Raw genomic sequence first — 17,365 nt, forward strand, 5'->3', positions numbered from 1 at the left:
TATAGATATATTTTAAAAATCGACGATTTTTTAAAATATAATTTGACACGTACCAATTATTAGTATATACTATTCTCATAACGGCAGCGGTACGGATAAAAATCATGAACACGACAAATACTTTATTAAAAGCGGCACAAAAAAATCGCATATTGATTGCGGCGCACAGAGGAATATGCGGCGGCAATATCATACAAAATACGTATCTGGCATATAAAAATGCACTGTTACATAAAGCGGATATCGTTGAAATGGATATTATTAAAAGTACGGATGGCGTGTTTTATGCGTTTCATAACGGTGAAGAAAACAAAGTGCTCGGAACGGAAAAAGATATACGTACGATGAGCGCCGCAGAAATCGATTCGTACCGATGCAAAAATGCGGACGGGCATACTGTCGGTCAACATCTTGAAAAGGTGAAAGGCATTCTCGAAAAATTACGAGGACAGTGTTTTATCAATATCGATCGCTCGTGGTTTTATTGGAAAGAGACGATCGCGTTTCTTGACTCTTTGAAAATGTACAATCAGATTATTTTAAAATCGCCGGTAGAAGAAAAACTCTTGGAAGAACTCGAACAAAGCGGCTCGCCTCTCATGTATATGCCTATTGTCAAAACACCTGCGGAATGGGAAACCGTAAGGCGGTATAGCATCAATATCGTTGCCGCCGAATTGATTTTTACGAATCTCGATTCACCGTTTTTGGCGGACGGGTATATCGAAAACTTACATAAGGAAGGGATCCTTGCATGGGTAAATGTCATAACGCTCAACGATGAAATCGTTTTATCGGGCTTGCTTGATGACAACAGGGCAATTGCCGACGGTGTCAACACGATATACGGTAAACTCCGTGATTACGGGTTTGACATTTTTCAAACGGATTGGCCTTCGTTGGCGGTCGGCTTTCGAGATGAAATCCGTCGCCGTGCGGTACGGATGTAAACGGTGCAATAAAACGCGGAATTAATAATTTTTCAGAGGAGGTATGGTATGAAAAAAATCGGAGTAATTGCGATACTGCTGACGATCGCGGCGACATCGACTTTCGGTATGGGGTCTGCGGAATCGGGAGACGGAAACGCGGCAGCGGACAGAAGCCGGCAGCTGCTCATCTATTCCAATTCGGCTTCCGACGGCAGAGGTGAATGGATTACGGAACTGGCAAAAAACGAAGGCTTTAATATCGCCGTGGTTCCGATTCCGGGAGGAGAGTTGACTAACCGCCTCATCGCGGAAAAAAACAATTCGCAAGCGGATCTGGTTTTCGGCTTGAATAATTTGGAATACGAAAAGCTTAAAAAAGCGAAATTGTTGCAACAATACAAACCGGTTTGGGCAAATGAAGTCGATATGACTCTCGGAGATAAAGACGGTTATTATTATCCGATCGTCATTCAGCCGCTCGTACTTATTTACAACAATCAGCTCAAAGATGTGCCAAAAGATTGGACGGATCTTACAAATCCTAAATATAAAGACAAGTACAATATTTTTTCACTGAACGGCGGTACGGCAAAAAATATTCTTTCCAGTATTTTGATTCGATATAAAGATCCCAAAGGGGAACTGGGGATTTCAAAAGAAGGTTGGAATGTTGCGAAAGCCTATATACAAAACGCGCACATAGAGATAAAAGGCGAAGACTATGTCGGCAATGTCATCAACGGTTCACGCCCGATGACGATGATGTGGGGCAGCGGCGTTTTACAGCATCAAAAAGAACGAAAGTATAAATTCGGTATTATGAGTCCGGCTATAGGCGTACCCTATGTCGTAGAACAGGTCGGCATTATCGCAAACGGCAAAAAGACGGCTTTGGCGATCGACTTTGCGAACTGGTTCGGCTCAAAAGAAGTGCAAGCTGCGTGGAGCAATAAATTCGGAACGATACCCGCTCATCCGAAAGCGCTTGAACAGGCAAGTACGGATTTGAAAGAATTTATGGGCGCAGTACACAGTCAGAATATGGATTGGGCGCTCGTAGCGGAAAATATCGATGCATGGGTTGAAAAAGTCGAATTGGAATTTATCAAATAAGTACATACGGCAGTGTTTTGCAGGCATCCGCAATACGATGCCTGCAATTTTCAATTATCGTAAAGTAGAAAAAAAGGTACCGAAAGATGATAGAATTTAAAGATGTGGAGATATCATACGGAAGTTTTACCGCAATAAAAAATCTGAACCTTGTTATTAAAGAGGGCGAGTTTTTTACATTTTTAGGACCTTCAGGATGTGGAAAAACGACGACACTGCGGGCATTGGCCGGTTTTTTGTCACCGTCAAAGGGAAGCATTTTTATTAACGATAATGATGTGACGTCGATGCCGGTTGAAAAAAGAGGTATCGGTATGGTTTTTCAGAGTTATGCGCTATTTCCGACAATGACCGTATATGAAAACCTTGCGTTCGGCTTGAAGATCAAAAAAAATTCGAAAGAAGAAATTAATAAAAAAATTGCGGATATAGCCGAAAAGATTAAGATCAGCGGAGACCAGCTTAAAAGAAACGTATCTGAATTATCCGGTGGACAACAGCAGCGAATCGCATTGGCTCGTGCGCTCATACTTGAACCGGATATCCTGTGCCTCGACGAACCTTTGTCCAATCTCGATGCCAAGCTTCGGGTTAATTTGCGCGGAGAATTAAAAAGACTTCAAAAGGATTTGGGAATTACAACGCTGTATGTAACGCACGATCAGGAAGAAGCGTTGACACTGTCTGACAGGATCGCCGTGTTCAACGAGGGATGCATTGAACAGGTCGGAACGCCCGTTGAAATTTATAATAATTCGGCTTCCGCCTTTGTGTGCGAATTCATAGGAGATATAAATTCAATCGGAAACCGGATTCTCGGTGAAATCAATAAGAAAACTGCAAGTACGAAATTTGCTCCTGATAAAAAAGCGTTTATCAGATTGGAACGTGTATTGACCGAAGAAAAAGACGGCTTTTTGTCTTTGCCGGCAACCGTTACCGATATCGAATATAACGGAGTTTTTACAAAATATTCTTTGGCGGTATGCGGCGAAGAGATAAAATGTTTGGAAAAGAACGACGGAAGGAATATCCGCGCTCATGATTCGAAATTGACGGTATATGTCAATCCGTCGGATATCATGCAATTCTAAAAAGCCGCTATACGTTTTTTTGCTGCCGGTTGTCGGTTTTATATGATTTTTATTTTGCGAGGAAAGAATGTTAAAACGAACGGGAAAAGATCTAAACGTCGCATTGATCGTATTGAAAGCAATTCTCATTTATTTGATAACCGTCTTTATTTTGTATCCGAATATCAATCTTTTAATAAACGTTTTTTATAAAAACGGCAGCTTTTCCACACAGGCGTTCAGCAAGATTATAAAATCGCAACGGGCTTTGAAAAGTATGACGAACAGTTTTGTTCTTGCGGTATCGATGATCGTTACGGTCAATATCACGGGAATCTTCTGTGTTTTTCTAACCGAATATTGGAAAATTCGCGGCGCAAAGATATTAAAATTGGGTTATATGAGTTCGCTTGTTTACGGCGGCGTAACGCTTGTGACCGGCTATAAATTCATATACGGCAGCAACGGTATTTTAACAAAATTTCTTATAAAGCTTATCCCGTCGCTCGATCCCGGTTGGTTTGTCGGATATTGGGCGGTTATTTTTATTATGACATTCGCCTGTACAAGCAACCATATTATTTTTCTCACCAATGCAGTTCGGGATTTGGACGGACACGTTATCGAAGCCGCAAAAAATATGGGTGCGAACGGTTTTACGATTTTATTTAAAATCGTGCTGCCTATTTTAAAACCGACGCTGTTTGCAATCACTATTTTAACGTTTTTGACCGGCTTGAGCGCGATGAGTGCTCCGTTGATTGTCGGCGGTACGGATTTTCAGACGATCAATCCGATGATTATAAGCTTTGCAAAGTCTCCTTACTCACGAGAGATAGCTGCTCTGTTGGCGGTTATTTTAGGTACGGCGACTGTCATCCTGCTTTCCATTATGAACAAAATAGAAAAAGGCGGGAATTATATTTCCGTTTCAAAGACAAAAATTCCTTTGGAAAAACAACGCATACATAATCCGTTTTGCAATATTCTCGCGCACGCCGTCGCCTTTATCCTTTTTTGTATATATATGGCACCTATTAGTTTTGTCGTTCTTTTTTCTTTTTGCAAGCCGTTGAACGTAAAACAAGGCAGGATCGATTTTTCGGCACTGACATTTGAAAATTATAAAACCCTGTTTACGAGTGCTCAGGCGTTTAAACCGTATCTTGTGAGTATTGCGTATGCATTATCGGCCGCCGTCATTGCCGCAGTGTTGGCCGTTATCGTCGCAAAAATTGTTCACAAAAGCAAAAATAAAGCGGATGCGTTTTTTGAATACTCGATTCTCATCCCGTGGCTTTTACCGAGTACCCTTATTGCTCTGGGCTTGATGCTGACGTATGATACTCCGCAGTTTATTTTGGGAAATAAGGTTTTAATCGGAACGCTCGGTATTATGCTGATAGCGTACATCGTCGTGCGGCTGCCCTTTACGTTTAGAATGATCAAGGCGGCGTTTTTCGGCATCGATGATAATCTCGAAGAAGCGGCTCGGTCTATGGGATCGGGAACACTATACACGATGTTGCACGTTATTGTGCCGGTTATCCTTCCTGCAATAATATCCGTTATCGTTTTGAATTTTAACAGTCTTCTCAGCGATTATGATATTTCTGTGTTTTTATATCATCCGCTGTTTCAGCCGCTCGGTATAGTCATCAAAAGCGCAAGTGATGAAACAGCGACGACAAATGCCGAAGCTATGACATTCGTATATTCGGTTGTGTTGATAATTATTTCATCGGCGGCATTGTATTTCGCTCAGCGATTAATGCAGCGGCATAAAAAAGCGAAGTAAAAACGGCGGTAACTTTCAGCTATAGCGGATTGTATCGCTAGCTGTCGCCGGGCGTTGACGCGCGCCGGAGGATGGGCGTATACTGATCTTGTATGACGATCGACGGATGCAATACGCTGCAGATAATCCGGCACGTTTATATTCCGAATGCGCGGACGGCGTATATTTCATTCGGACTGATTTCGGTCAGTTATCATTGGAATAATTTTTTGTGGCCGCTCATCGTTACGAATTCGGTCGAAAACAGAACGCTTACCGTCGGGCTTGCCCTGTTCGCAAAAAGCAAAGAAGCGGTATTGCAGTGGACAAACGTATGCGCCGCGACGTTTATCATAAGCATACCGCTCGTAGTTTTGTTCTTTGTTTTCCAGAAAAAATTTATTGAAAGCTTCGTTGCTTCGGGAATAAAATAATGGCAAAAAGAAACGTACTTCATTTTACAGGCATCGGTTCGGCATTCAATGCGTCGTTCGGAAACACGAATGCTTATTTTATAGACGGTACGACGCTTTTCATGTTCGACTGCGGCGAAAGCGTATACGCTCGTATGCTGAAATTTTTGCAATCAAAGCGTATTCGACGGGTGATAATAATAATTACGCATCTTCACAGCGATCATATCGGGAGCTTGGGAACGGTTCTTTCGTTTTGTGCTCACATAGTGCCGAAGCCGGTGGACATATTCTATCCGACGCGGGCGATAGAGCGATTTTTAAAATGTATCGGCATAAGCGACGATAAGTATACGCATCACCTTTCGGTACCGGAAGATTGGAACTTGTCCATCACCCCTTACCGTGTCGTTCATTCCGATATGATTGCATGCTTCGGTTACGAAGTTTCGTTTAAGGGCGCGAGCTTTTATTACAGCGGTGACGCGCATGATATTCCCGATCCCGTGCTCAAAAAATTTCTCGATAATAAAATCGATCTTTTGTTTCACGAAGCGACGATCGATACCGCTGCGGCGGGGCATTGCAGTTATACGACGCTCGAACGGAAAATCCCCGTGTCGGAACGGAAACGCGTGTATTGCATGCATCTCGGAAGCGAAAAGCTTGCCGCGCTTTTGATAAAAAAAGGTTTTCAAATTCCGAAAATCGAAGTGCCGTAATTTACGGAAACAATCCTTAAAATTGCACAGCGAGTAAATCTTCGGATTTAGGAGCCGTGCAATTCGTGCGCGCAAGCGCACAGTTAATAAGCGACGTTTGCCGAAAGGCAAACTCGAAGTTAAACGAGACGCGCTATTTTAGCGGCTCGTTTAACCGTTTGTACGATCTCGGTATAAAAAAAGAAAAAGCTGCGGTAATTTTCAGTGCCGCGCCGGTTTTATCGGCGGTCGTTGACGCGTGCCGGAAGAGAGGCGTATACTGATCTTGCATGACGATCGAAGAAGAAATCTTTGCGCGCTCGATCCCCGATTTTGCAAAACTTGTGAAATTCGGTTTTGTTAAAAACGGCTCGAAGTATTCGTTTTCCGGAAAATTTTTGAACGGCGATTTTACGGCCGACGTCGTTGTCACAAGCGGCGGAGATGTCAGCGCTTCGGTGTTCGACGTGCAGGCGGGCGAACGCTATCTTCCGCTCAGGGCGAAAAGCCGACAAAGCGCGTTCGTAAACGAAGTGCGTGAAAGTTACCGAGCGTTTTTGCGGGAAATTAAAAACGCGTGCTTTGTGCCGCAGCCGTTTTTGACGGATCAGGCGAACCGGATCGCGCGCGAAGCGGAAAAGCTTTTCGGCGATAAAATCGATTTTCCGTTTTCGACCGCTCCCGAGTACGGCGTATTCAGAAATCCCGAAAACCGCAAGTGGTACGGAATCATTATGAATATATCGAAAAGCAAAATCGAAAAGCAGGGGCGCGCTGCCTCTCTTTCGGCGGACGATGCGATCGTCGAAATAATCAACGTAAAAATCGATCCTGAAAAAAGTATCGAGCTGAAAAAGCGGCGCGGTTTTTACGATGCGTATCACATGAGCAAAAAAAATTGGATAACGATTGCGCTCGACGGCAGCGTTTCCGACGACCTTATCGTCGATTTATTAAAAAAAAGCCGTGCGCTCGTGTCGCCCCGCCCTTGTCGTGCGCGCTCATAAATACGTATATTTAAAGCATGGAACGATACGACATCGCGATAATCGGGACGGGGCCGGCAGGTTTGTCCGCCGCGCTCACCGCAAAAATCCGCAATAAAAATTTCGTGCTTTTAGGCAGCAAGCGTTTAAGCGAAAAAATCGAAAAAGCGCATACGGTGCAAAATTATCTCGGTTTGCCGAATATTACCGGAAGCGATATGCGAAAAGCGTTTTATGCCCACCTCGATGCGATGGGGATCGAGATTACGGAAGCGCGCGTGCAGGCGGTATATCCGATGGGCACTTATTTCGGCTTACAGACGTCGATCGGTATGCTCGAAGCGGATGCCCTTATTTTGGCGACGGGCGTCGTCGCAACAAAACCCTATCCGGGAGAGGAGCGCTTTCTCGGCAAAGGCGTAAGCTACTGTGCCACCTGCGACGCGCCGCTGTATAAAAATAAAACAGTTGCCGTCATTGCGTTCGGCGCGAATGAAGAGAGCGAAGCGAATTTCCTCGCTGACCTTGCGGCGAAAACGTATTATATTCCGATGTACAAAGGAGATGTGCGCGTGTCGGATAAAATCGAAATCGTGCGCGAAGTGCCGAAATCGATCGAAGGCGATACTTCCGTGCAAGCGTTGGTAACCGACGAGGGAAAGATCCGCACGGACGGCGTCTTTATTTTGCGCGAAGCGATTTCTCCGAGCCGGCTCGTATCGGGCATCGAAGTCGACAACAACCACGTACGCGTAAACCGCCGCATGGAAACGAGCGTCGCCGGCTGCTTTGCGTGCGGCGATCTCGTCGGTCCGCCGTATCAGTACAGCAAGTCGGCGGGCGAGGGGACGATCGCGGCTCTTTCTGCGGTAAGCTATCTCGATGCGAAAAAACGGGGCGCGTAAATCGTACGGTTTTTCGACGCGGATTTCGATATATATCGGCTGTTCGGGAAAATGAAATTAAAAAATATTTTTAATTACAGAGAGGCGATATGACCTCTGCGACTATTCGGTACGGGACGTGAACGGGGACGATATTCCGCTCGATTCCCGCACGATCATCGACGGTGCGTACACGGTGCCCGTTTGCACATCTTTTTTCGAGATGATGTCGAGGAGTTTTTCCGCAGCGGTTTCTCCGATCCGGAATGCGTTTTGCGAAACGGTCGTCAGCGCGACTTTGCACAGTTTTGCGAGCTTTATGTCGTCGTAACCGATGACGGAAACCTGTTCGGGGATCCGTATGCCGCTTTCGATCAGTTTGTGCAGCGCTCCGATCGCAACGTTGTCGTTCGTGATAAAGAGCGCGGTTTTTACCGTATCGATGCGATCCTTTTTTATTAAAATCGGAACGAGATTTTCTCCGTCTTCAAATGTACTTACGTGTTCATAACGGACGGCGCGCTTCGATTTCAGCGCGGCAAGGCAGCCGTTTACTCTGTCCGTAATCGTTTGGTGTTCGAAGCCCGACACGACGATGTACTGCTTTACGCCGAGGGTATTCATGTATTCGCCTGCGAGTGCGCCTCCTGCAAAATTGTCGGATGCGACGTAGGGGCATCGGTGCGAATCCGGGATGCAGTTGAATACGACGAGCGGTATCTTCGCTTTTAACAGCATATTGATGCTTTTGCTCGAACTCGAAAGCGGGGCGAGCAGCACGCCGTCCGCACGTTTGCTTATGAGCGAGCGTATCTGCGCGCTCTCTTTTTCGGCGATCCATTGTGACGAATGGATTTCGAGCGAATATCCGTGTGCGGAGAGCACGCGGTCGACTCCTTCGAGAATTTCGACGAAAAAGAAATTTGCCATTTCGTTGATGACGATGCCCACGGTTTTTGTCGGCGTACCGCTGAGGTTTTGTGCGATCGTACTCGGCACGTAATTTTTTTTGCGGATGACGCGCTGCACTTTTTCTCTCGTTTCCGCTTTGACGATCGACGGATTCGTCATAACGCGGGAAACGGTCGATTTCGATACGCCGGCTATGTGTGCAACATCGTTGATGGTGATCATAGGATTATTATCACCCGTATTTTGCCGTTTTGCAACTTAAAATTTTTTATTGACAGACGGCCGGACATACCCTATGATTTAATGAAACCGGTTTCATTAAAAAGGTGAAAATATGACACTTTCGTTTTTGGATCAATTCGATGAAGCGGCTTTGGAAACCGCATCCGTTGCCGTTATCGGCGATATCTGTATCGATCATTATTATTTTACCGATTCGGCGGTATCCGAAATTTCCGTAGAAACGGGGCTCGAAACGGTATCGGTAAAATCGAGCGAGTATTATCTCGGAGGCGCGGGCAATGTTGCCGAAACGCTTCGGACGCTCGGCGTCGGCAAAGTCGATCTCTACGGCATTTCGGGTTCTGATACCGAAAGTGCGATTTTGGAAGCGCTGTGCAAAGAATGCGGAATTTCGACTTCCGGCATCATCGTACAAAAAACGGACTGGCAGACGAACATGTACCACAAAATCATCAAAGACGGAAAAGAGCTGCCCCGTTTCGATTTGGGAAATTTCAATGTCGTTTCCGAAGCGACGCAAAACGCGCTCCTCGAAAAACTCGATGCGTCGCTTTCCGAATACCGTTGCATCATCGTAAACGAACAGCTGCTTTCCGGTTTGACGACCGACCGTTTTATACGCGAACTCAATAAACGTATCGCTTCGACTTCGGGGCAAATCGTGTGGCTCGTCGATACGCGGCACCGCATCGGAAGTTATGAAAACGTCGTCTACAAGATGAACGAGCGTGAAGCGCTCGCGTATTATAACGGAAAAACCGGAAGCGAACGCTCGGTCGAAAAAGCCGCCGCCTCTCTTTCGGCGCGTTGGAACCGGCCGATCGCCGTAACGCTCGGAAAGGAAGGCGCGCTCGCGGTGCAGGACGGTAAAAGCCGCCGCGCACTCGGCATAGATTTTACGCAGCCGATCGATACGGTCGGAGCGGGAGATGCGTTTATCGCTTCGATGGCCGCGGCCCTCGTTTCGGGGCTTTCGTTTTTCGATGCCGTCGATGCCGCAAACCTCGGCGCATCGGCAAGCGTTTTGACGATGTATCGGACGGGGCATCCTTCGCTTTCCGATATGCGTTCCGTCGCGCACAATGCGATGTTTCGCTATCATCCGGAAATTGCGAATTATACGGAAAAGCCGCGCACGCTTCCCGATTCGCACATCGAAATCATCGACGAGGCGGCATTCGAAAATCGCCGTGTCTATCCGCAGGTTGCGATCTTCGATCACGACGGAACGATCAGCGTACTGCGGCAGGGCTGGGAAAGTGTCATGGAAGCCGTCATGGTCGAAGCGGTGACGCAGGATGCGAGCGCGGATGAAGGTATGCGGAAGCGTATTACGGACGATGTCAAAGAGCTTATCGATAAAACGACCGGTATTCAGACGATCATTCAAATGCAGCTGCTCATCCCGATCATAGAAAAATACGGGCTTGTAAAAACCGTCCGTTCGGCGGAGGATTACAAAGCGATATTCGTCCGGCGCTTAAAACAATCGATGCAGGAAAAAGTCGATGCGCTGAGCCGCGGTGAATTGAACACCGACGACGTAACGATAAAAGGAGCGCGAGATTTTTTGCAAACGCTTTTTGAAGCGGGGACGAAATTGTATTTGGCGAGCGGCAGCGATCACGACGACGTCATGCGCGAAGCGGAACTGCTCGGCTATGCGCATCTGTTTACCGGAGGCATCTGCGGTTCGGTCGGCGATCCTGAAAACGATCCGAAAAAAATCGTCATTCAAAAAATTATTAAAGAGCTTGCAGGACGGGGTATCCGTCCGGAAGGCTGCGCGGTTTTCGGTGACGGGCCGGTCGAAATGCGCGAAGCGCACGAAAACGGATTTTTTGCAGTCGGCGTTTTGTCCGACGAAAAACAGCGCTTCGGCGTCAACCCTGCAAAGAGAGCGCGCCTCGTGCTTGCGGGGGCGGACGTATTGATTCCCGATTTTTCGCAGATACGCCGCATTTACGGCGGGGCGTGATCGGTGTGCGATTTTCGCTATCCGTTTCGTACATCGATTGAATAGCATGATTTGAAAATAAATAAAATTATGCGGAGACAGCGTTGTATCGATTGGGATGATATTTTTATCGGTTAATAATTTTTAATAAGGAATGCCATGAGTGCGATGAAATTGTTCGACAGGTCGGAGATGCGCTATTTCCCGCTGTCGGAAAGGAAAAACAAAGTTTTCATCGAACGCGATTACGTCGATGAAAAAACGTATAAAAGCAACGCGTCTCCCGAATTGCGCCTTCGCGCCGAACGCATTGCGGACGAATTGCGGAAAGCGAAAGAGGCGGGCGCTTCCCGTATGTGCGCATTCGGCGCGCACGCGATCAAAAACGGGCTCGGTCCGCTGCTTTCGAAATTCGTTGCGGAAGGATGGTTTACGCACCTCGCGACGAACGGCGCCGGTGTCATCCACGATTGGGAATTTGCGTTTCAAGGACAAAGCAGCGAAGACGTCCGCGCGAACGTCGTGCTGGGACAGTTCGGCACGTGGCAGGAAACGGGCTTTTCGATCAACGCGGCGATCGCCGCAGGCGCATACGAAGGGCTCGGTTACGGAGAGGCCGTCGGCAAAATGATTTCGAAAGACGGCATCGATATTCCGTCGGCAGAAGAGCTCGAAAAGGTCATCTGCGATAAAAACGCTCCGCTTTCAAAGCGCGCTGCCGCCGCCGATTTTCTCGATGAAATACGTTCCCTCGATCTGCCGGAAGGGCGCTTTTTGGCGATAGCGCATCCGTATAAGCGTTTCAGCGTGCAGGCTGCCTGCTATGAAAACGGCGTGCCGTTTACCGATCATCCGATGTTCGGTCACGACATCATCTATACGCATAAAGCGAATAAGGGAGCTGCGATCGGGAGGACGGCGGAAGTCGATTTTTTACGCTATGTTGCATCGGTGAGCGGTTTGCAAAACGGCGTGTATTTGTCGATCGGATCGGCGGTGATGAGTCCGATGATTTTTGAAAAAGCGCTGTCGATGGCGAGGAACGTTGCGATTCAAAACGGGCAAGAGATCCGGAATGCCGCGATCCACGTATTCGATTTGCAGCGCGAAACATGGGATTGGGGAAAGGGCGAGCCGCCTGCGGATAATCCCGCATATTACCTGCGCTTTATGAAAACGTTCAGCAGGATGGGCTGCCCCGTCGATTACACGTCGGCCGATAATCGCGACGTATTGGTGGAGTTGTACAGGGCGCTGCAACGGTAGCCGGCGATTTGTTTTCCGGCCGCCGATTCGATGTAAAAAAATTCTTTGACTTTTCGAAAATGAAGCCGTATAATTTATGGGAACGGTTTCATAAATCGGAGACTGTTTCAGAGAACGAGGGACTGTGATGGATAAAAAGGTAATTGTGGATATGCAGCATATCTATAAATCGTTTTTCGGCGTGCACGCGCTCGACGATGTGTCGTTCGAATTGCGAGAAGGCGAAGTGATGGCGCTGCTCGGCGAAAACGGCGCAGGAAAATCGACACTTGTCAAAATCATCTCCGGTGTCTACACGCGCGACGAAGGCAGCATGAAGCTTTTCGGCAAAGACGTCGAAATAAATCTTTCGCCGAAAAAAGCGCAGGAACTCGGCGTTACGATCATCCATCAGGAACTAAATATGTGCGGGCATCTGACGGTCGCGCAGAATATTTTTTTGGGGCGGGAACTGTGCAAGGGTTCCGTGCTCAACGAACGGGAGATGAAAAAGCGCACGCAGGAAGTGCTCGACGAACTGCAGATGGACGACATCACGCCGGATACGGTTGTCGGCAATCTTCAAGTGTCGAAGCAGCAGATGGTCGAAATCGCAAAGGCGTTTCACACAAATGCGAAGATTTTGATCATGGACGAACCGACGTCCGCGTTGACGAGCAAAGAGATCGATCGGCTGTTCGGTATTATTAAATCGCTGAAAGAAAAGGGTGTCGGCATCATCTATATATCGCACCGCCTCGAAGAACTGCAGGACATCGCCGACCGCGTGACGATCATGCGTGACGGAAAATTTATCACACGCGGTAATTTTAAAGATATGCGTATGGACGAAATTATTAAAAATATGGTCGGCCGCGAAATCAAAGAAAAATTCCCGCGCATATCGACGCCGAAGGGCAAAAAAATATTTTCAATTAAAAATCTTTCGTCGGGTAAAATGGTGCGCGACGTATCGTTCGACGTATACGAAGGCGAGATCCTCGGCATTGCGGGGCTTATGGGAGCGGGGCGGACGGAATCGACGCGCGCGCTGTTCGGCGTCGACGCGAAAGACGGCGGAACGATCGAACTCGACGGCAAAGAGATCTTCGTCAACTGTCCGACCGATGCGATCAGACAGGGCGTCGTGCTTGCTCCCGAAGATAGAAAAAAAGACGGACTGTGTACGAAGCTTTCGATCAAAGAAAACATCGCGCTGCCGAACCTCGATATTTTGTGCAACCGTTTCGGTATCATCGACCGGAAAAAAGAAGCGGCGATGCTCAACAATGCGGTAAAGCGGCTGTCGCTGAAGATGGCAGGCGGCGATAAAGACGCGGCATCCCTTTCCGGCGGCAACCAGCAAAAGCTCGTTGTCGCGAAGTGGCTGTTGCGGGAAAGCCGCGTTATCATATTCGACGAGCCGACGCGCGGTATAGACGTTGCGGCAAAAGTCGAAATATACAATCTTATGAACAAGCTCAAGCAGGAAGGAAAGGGCGTCGTGTTCGTGTCGAGCGAACTTCCCGAAATTTTAGGCGTGGCGGACAGGATCGTCGTTCTGTGCGAGGGACGTGTGACGGGAGAGATGCCCGCATCGGAAGCGACACAGGAAAAAATATTATATCTTGCGACGCGTTTTCTTAATAAAAAAAGCGAAAAAGAGGAAAAAGCAGTATGAGTGAAATGCAAAAACAAAATCCCGTAAAGCGTCTTTTTGAAATTCGCGGCATGGGACAGGTACTCACTGTCACGGCGGGGCTTATCGTGCTGAGTATCGCGTTCGGCATCGTAAACCCCGTATTTTTCAGCAGCCGCAACGTCGGAAACCTTTTGCGCCAAATCGCACCGATACTGCTTATCGGTATAGGGCAGTCGTACGTACTCATTACCGGCAACATCGATTTGTCGATAGGCTCGCTCATCGGCATGAGCTGTATGATCAGCGCGACACTTATGACCAAAGGTGTGAACCCGTGGGCGGCTGTCGTGATCACGCTCGTGTGCTGCCTCGCCATAGGTGCCGCAAACGGATTGCTCGTCGCGCTGTGCAAGCTGCCTCCGTTTATCGCGACACTCGGTACGATGACGATCGCGCGCGGCATTGCGCAGATCGCGAACGGCAACTACAATACCGATTCGATCGGAGAAGCGGCGGAAGGCTTCCGCAATTTTTTCTATTACGGAAAAACGCTCGGCTTTTACAATACGATTTGGATAGCGATCGTACTGTGGTTCGCTTTTAATTTTATATTGACGCGGACGCGGACGGGCCGCCATATCTACGCGATCGGATCGAATGTCGAAGCGGCGCGGCTTTCGGGCGTCAACATCGTGTCGACGACGCTGAAAGCGTATCTCGTGTCGTCGTTCGTTTCGTGTGTAGTCGGCCTTATCACGTGTGCGACAAGCGGCATGGGTACGATGGACAGCGGAAACGCATACGAATTGTATGCGGTCGCGGCGTCCGTTATCGGCGGCGTGTCGACACTCGGCGGGCAGGGACTTTTGTTCGGTACGGTTATCGGCGCGTCGATTTGGGGCGTGCTGCAAAACGGATTACAGTTTGCGGGTGCACCGGTCGCGATCAGAAATATCGTTATCGGCATTATCGTTATCCTTTCGGTATTGCTCGATATCATCGTGCGTACCGGTCGTCACGTCGGCAAAAAATCGGCAAAGAATTCCGCTGCATAAAATGCAGAGAATATATTATTAATTATTATTAATAATAATAGACAATCAGGAGGAAATTATGAAAAAAGGTATTACCTTTATCATCGCAACGCTTCTTTTGGCGGGATCCGTATTTGCAAACGGCAAACAGGATGCGGGTTCGAAAAAAGTTTATTTGATCACGATGGATCAAATGGACCAGCACTGGGTCAACGTCAATCAGGGTTGCGAAAAGGCGGTAAAAGAAATCGGCGGCATCACGTACAAGTGGCTTGCTCCCGATGTAAAAGACGACAACAAACAGATCGAGTGCATCAACAATGCGGTCGCCGACGGTGCGAATGTTATCCTGCTTGCGGCAAACGGTCCGACGGCTGTGCAGTCCGCGTTGAAAGAAGCGGTCGCGGCGGGCGTTAAGCTCATTTATGTCGACAGCCCTGCGAATTTTCCCGGAGAGCAGACGCTCGCGACGGACAATAAAGCAGCAGGCGTAACGGCGGGCAAAGAGCTTATCAAAGCGCTTTCGGCAAAGGGTATTACGTCGGGCTCGATCGGCATCATCAACACGAATGCAGCAACGACGTCGACGCTCGACCGCGAAAACGGATTCCGCAGCGCATTTGCCGGAACGCAGTTCAAGATCCTTGCAACGCAGTACTGCGAAGGCGACGCAGCGCGTTCGAAAGATGCCGCGTCGAATTTTATCGCGCAGGGTTGTGTCGGTCTTTTCGGTGCGAACGAAGGTTCGACGGTCGGTGTGGGAAGCGCGATCGCCGAGTCGAACGGCGCTGCAGTCGGCGTCGGTTTCGATAAATCCGATATGATCATGAATTTGATCCAGCGCGGTTCTCTCATTGCGACGATGGCGCAGAACCCCGACGTGATGGGATACGAAGGTATGAAGAGCGCTGCAAAAGTACTCAACGGTGAAAAGGTCAGCCCCGCCTACTATGATACGGGCGTTTCCGTTTTGACGAAAAAATAAGCGTGTCGAATGCACGTCGATTATTTAAAAATATCGTAATGTAATCGATCCGCCCCGGCGCTCTGCGCCGGGGCATTGTATTTTAAACGCTTGCACGAATATGCGTTTGACAAGTGCCGGTTATTGTATTCCTGTTGCAAAGTGTGAACCGCTGCTCCCGTCAACAGCTGCGCCCGCAAAATTGCGACAGTCGCTTCCAAAGCGCGGTATTCAAATACGCGGAGTTTTCTTCTCGATCCTACGCCGGATGCGGAGGGCGCACTCGCAGATCTGCTGCGAGTGCGGTGCGGCAGCACGGAAACCCCGAAGCAAGCCGGTTCTTCCGAAAGTCCCGTCCTAAAAAAAAATTTATTCGTGAGGCGACACATCCGTATCCGATCGCGTCAGTCCGCACCCGTTCGATCGGGTTGTATATGCTCCCGAACCCGAACAATTCGCTTATCCGTTTTTGCAAGCGGCGGCTATCGCGGCATAATCGCCGATGGCGTTTCCGAGCGCGGCGGGTACGATGCGGCAGCTTTTTCGCGGAACTTCGAGCGTTTCTCTTTCTACGGCGAGCTCCATCGAAGGGCGCAAAAGATTTTCCGAGCGTGCGAAAATGCTTCCGATAACGATACATTCGGGATTTAATAAATCGATCAAAAGGGCGAGTCCGCGTCCGAGGTATTCTCCGGATCGCGCGTAGATGCGCCGTGCGAGTTCGTCTCCGGAATCGGCCGCCTCCGCGATCGTTTTTGCGGTGATCGCTTCGTCCGGTACGGCAAACAATACCGATCGTTCGCCCGATTTTTTTGCATCCGACACCATCGATCGACCGAGACATGCGATGCCGCCTCCGGAACAGAATCCCTCAAACGATCCGCGCTTTCCGTAACCGAGCGGTCCTTCTTCCGCAAGTCTGATGTGTCCCGCTTCTCCTGCGAGTCCGTTCGTACCTTCATAGAGCCTGCCGTCGAGGATGAGTCCCACTCCGAGTCCCGTACCGAAGGTCAAAAATATGAGATTGCGCGTACCCTTTCCCGCACCGAATTTCCACTCGGCGACGGTGCATGCGTTCGCATCGTTTTGCAAAAATGCGGGAACGGAAAGTCGTTCGGAAATATACTCCGTGACGGGGACTGCATCCCAGCCGGGAAGATTCGGCGGCGACATGACAAGCCCCGCCTTTTCATCGAGCGGGCCGCCGCAGCTGATACCTGCCGCTGCCGGATGCAGCGAGTGTTCGGCGATGATGTGTTTTGCCGCAGCGATAAGCGCATCGAGCGTTTTTTGCCACGGTACGCGGCCTGTGGCGATCTGCTCCCGTGCGATAATCGTACACGCATCGTTCGCCCAATCCGCACGTGCGGCGACGACCGCGCATTTCGTTCCGCCGATATCGAATCCGATGTAATCGTTCATAATATAGAGTATAACGTAAAAAGAAAAATCGTTATATAGTCAGGGCTTACGCATGAGAATCTATATT

The 17,365-nt window shown here is 48.6% G+C and carries 15 protein-coding genes; 13 read left to right on the forward strand and 2 right to left on the reverse strand.

The genetic code is table 11. From position 1 onward, the window contains the following. The first annotated feature begins 104 nt into the window (after positions 1–104). The 8 genes from JSQ97_RS07385 to JSQ97_RS07420 all read left to right on the forward strand — a co-directional run bounded on the left by JSQ97_RS07385 (position 105) and on the right by JSQ97_RS07420 (position 7,900). Complete coding sequence (locus tag JSQ97_RS07385; protein ID WP_205075461.1) at positions 105–950, forward strand: glycerophosphodiester phosphodiesterase family protein; 846 nt, start codon at positions 105–107, stop codon at positions 948–950. A 48-nt stretch (positions 951–998) separates the two neighbouring features. Further along, complete coding sequence (locus tag JSQ97_RS07390; protein ID WP_205075462.1) at positions 999–2,045, forward strand: extracellular solute-binding protein; 1,047 nt, start codon at positions 999–1,001, stop codon at positions 2,043–2,045. An 86-nt stretch (positions 2,046–2,131) separates the two neighbouring features. After that, positions 2,132–3,139, forward strand: a complete 1,008-nt coding sequence (locus JSQ97_RS07395; protein ID WP_205075463.1) for an ABC transporter ATP-binding protein — start codon at positions 2,132–2,134, stop codon at positions 3,137–3,139. Between the two features lie 67 nt (positions 3,140–3,206). Further along, entirely contained in the window at positions 3,207–4,916 is a 1,710-nt protein-coding gene (locus tag JSQ97_RS07400; RefSeq protein WP_205075464.1) for an ABC transporter permease, read from the forward strand. 92 nt (positions 4,917–5,008) lie between these two features. Beyond that, positions 5,009–5,329, forward strand: coding sequence for an ABC transporter permease subunit (locus JSQ97_RS07405; RefSeq protein WP_180487610.1), 321 nt, complete (start codon positions 5,009–5,011; stop codon positions 5,327–5,329). Beyond that, positions 5,329–6,030 carry an MBL fold metallo-hydrolase gene (locus JSQ97_RS07410; protein WP_205075465.1) on the forward strand — a complete coding sequence of 234 codons (702 nt, stop codon included), beginning with the start codon at positions 5,329–5,331 and terminating at the stop codon, positions 6,028–6,030. The genes JSQ97_RS07405 and JSQ97_RS07410 overlap by 1 nt, the downstream gene beginning before the upstream one ends. Positions 6,031–6,299: 269 nt before the next feature. Next, entirely contained in the window at positions 6,300–7,016 is a 717-nt protein-coding gene (locus JSQ97_RS07415; RefSeq protein WP_205075466.1) for an MmcQ/YjbR family DNA-binding protein, read from the forward strand. 17 nt (positions 7,017–7,033) lie between these two features. Further along, positions 7,034–7,900 (forward strand): NAD(P)/FAD-dependent oxidoreductase, encoded by an 867-nt coding sequence (locus tag JSQ97_RS07420; RefSeq protein WP_205075467.1) that lies wholly within the window; start codon positions 7,034–7,036, stop codon positions 7,898–7,900. Positions 7,901–8,002: 102 nt separating this feature from the next. On the opposite strand, the gene JSQ97_RS07425 is transcribed toward JSQ97_RS07420, so the two are convergent. Next, on the reverse strand, positions 8,003–9,013 hold the full coding sequence (locus tag JSQ97_RS07425; RefSeq protein ID WP_205075468.1) for a LacI family DNA-binding transcriptional regulator: 1,011 nt from the start codon (positions 9,011–9,013) through the stop codon (positions 8,003–8,005). A 112-nt stretch (positions 9,014–9,125) separates the two neighbouring features. Here JSQ97_RS07425 and JSQ97_RS07430 point away from each other — a divergent pair, with 112 nt between their 5' ends. The 5 genes from JSQ97_RS07430 (at position 9,126) to JSQ97_RS07450 (ending at position 15,897) form a co-directional block, all read left to right on the forward strand. Then, positions 9,126–11,012 (forward strand): PfkB family carbohydrate kinase, encoded by a 1,887-nt coding sequence (locus JSQ97_RS07430; protein WP_205075469.1) that lies wholly within the window; start codon positions 9,126–9,128, stop codon positions 11,010–11,012. Between the two features lie 138 nt (positions 11,013–11,150). After that, on the forward strand, positions 11,151–12,257 hold the full coding sequence (locus tag JSQ97_RS07435; RefSeq protein ID WP_239447022.1) for a GSU2086 family protein: 1,107 nt from the start codon (positions 11,151–11,153) through the stop codon (positions 12,255–12,257). A gap of 127 nt (positions 12,258–12,384) precedes the next feature. After that, positions 12,385–13,917 (forward strand): sugar ABC transporter ATP-binding protein, encoded by a 1,533-nt coding sequence (locus JSQ97_RS07440; protein ID WP_205075470.1) that lies wholly within the window; start codon positions 12,385–12,387, stop codon positions 13,915–13,917. 5 nt (positions 13,918–13,922) lie between these two features. Next, positions 13,923–14,933: an ABC transporter permease gene (locus tag JSQ97_RS07445; protein ID WP_370590043.1), complete on the forward strand. Its 1,011-nt coding sequence runs from the start codon at positions 13,923–13,925 to the stop codon at positions 14,931–14,933. 58 nt (positions 14,934–14,991) lie between these two features. Beyond that, the gene (locus JSQ97_RS07450; protein ID WP_205075472.1) at positions 14,992–15,897 is read left to right on the forward strand and encodes a substrate-binding domain-containing protein; all 906 of its coding nucleotides are present in this window, start codon (positions 14,992–14,994) and stop codon (positions 15,895–15,897) included. A 438-nt stretch (positions 15,898–16,335) separates the two neighbouring features. On the opposite strand, the gene JSQ97_RS07455 is transcribed toward JSQ97_RS07450, so the two are convergent. After that, positions 16,336–17,298, reverse strand: coding sequence for an ROK family protein (locus JSQ97_RS07455; protein WP_205075473.1), 963 nt, complete (start codon positions 17,296–17,298; stop codon positions 16,336–16,338). Between the last annotated feature and the right edge of the window lie 67 nt (positions 17,299–17,365).

The sequence above is a fragment of the Treponema sp. Marseille-Q4523 genome, assembly GCF_016901105.1.
Taxonomy (GTDB): Bacteria; Spirochaetota; Spirochaetia; order Treponematales; family Treponemataceae; genus Treponema_D.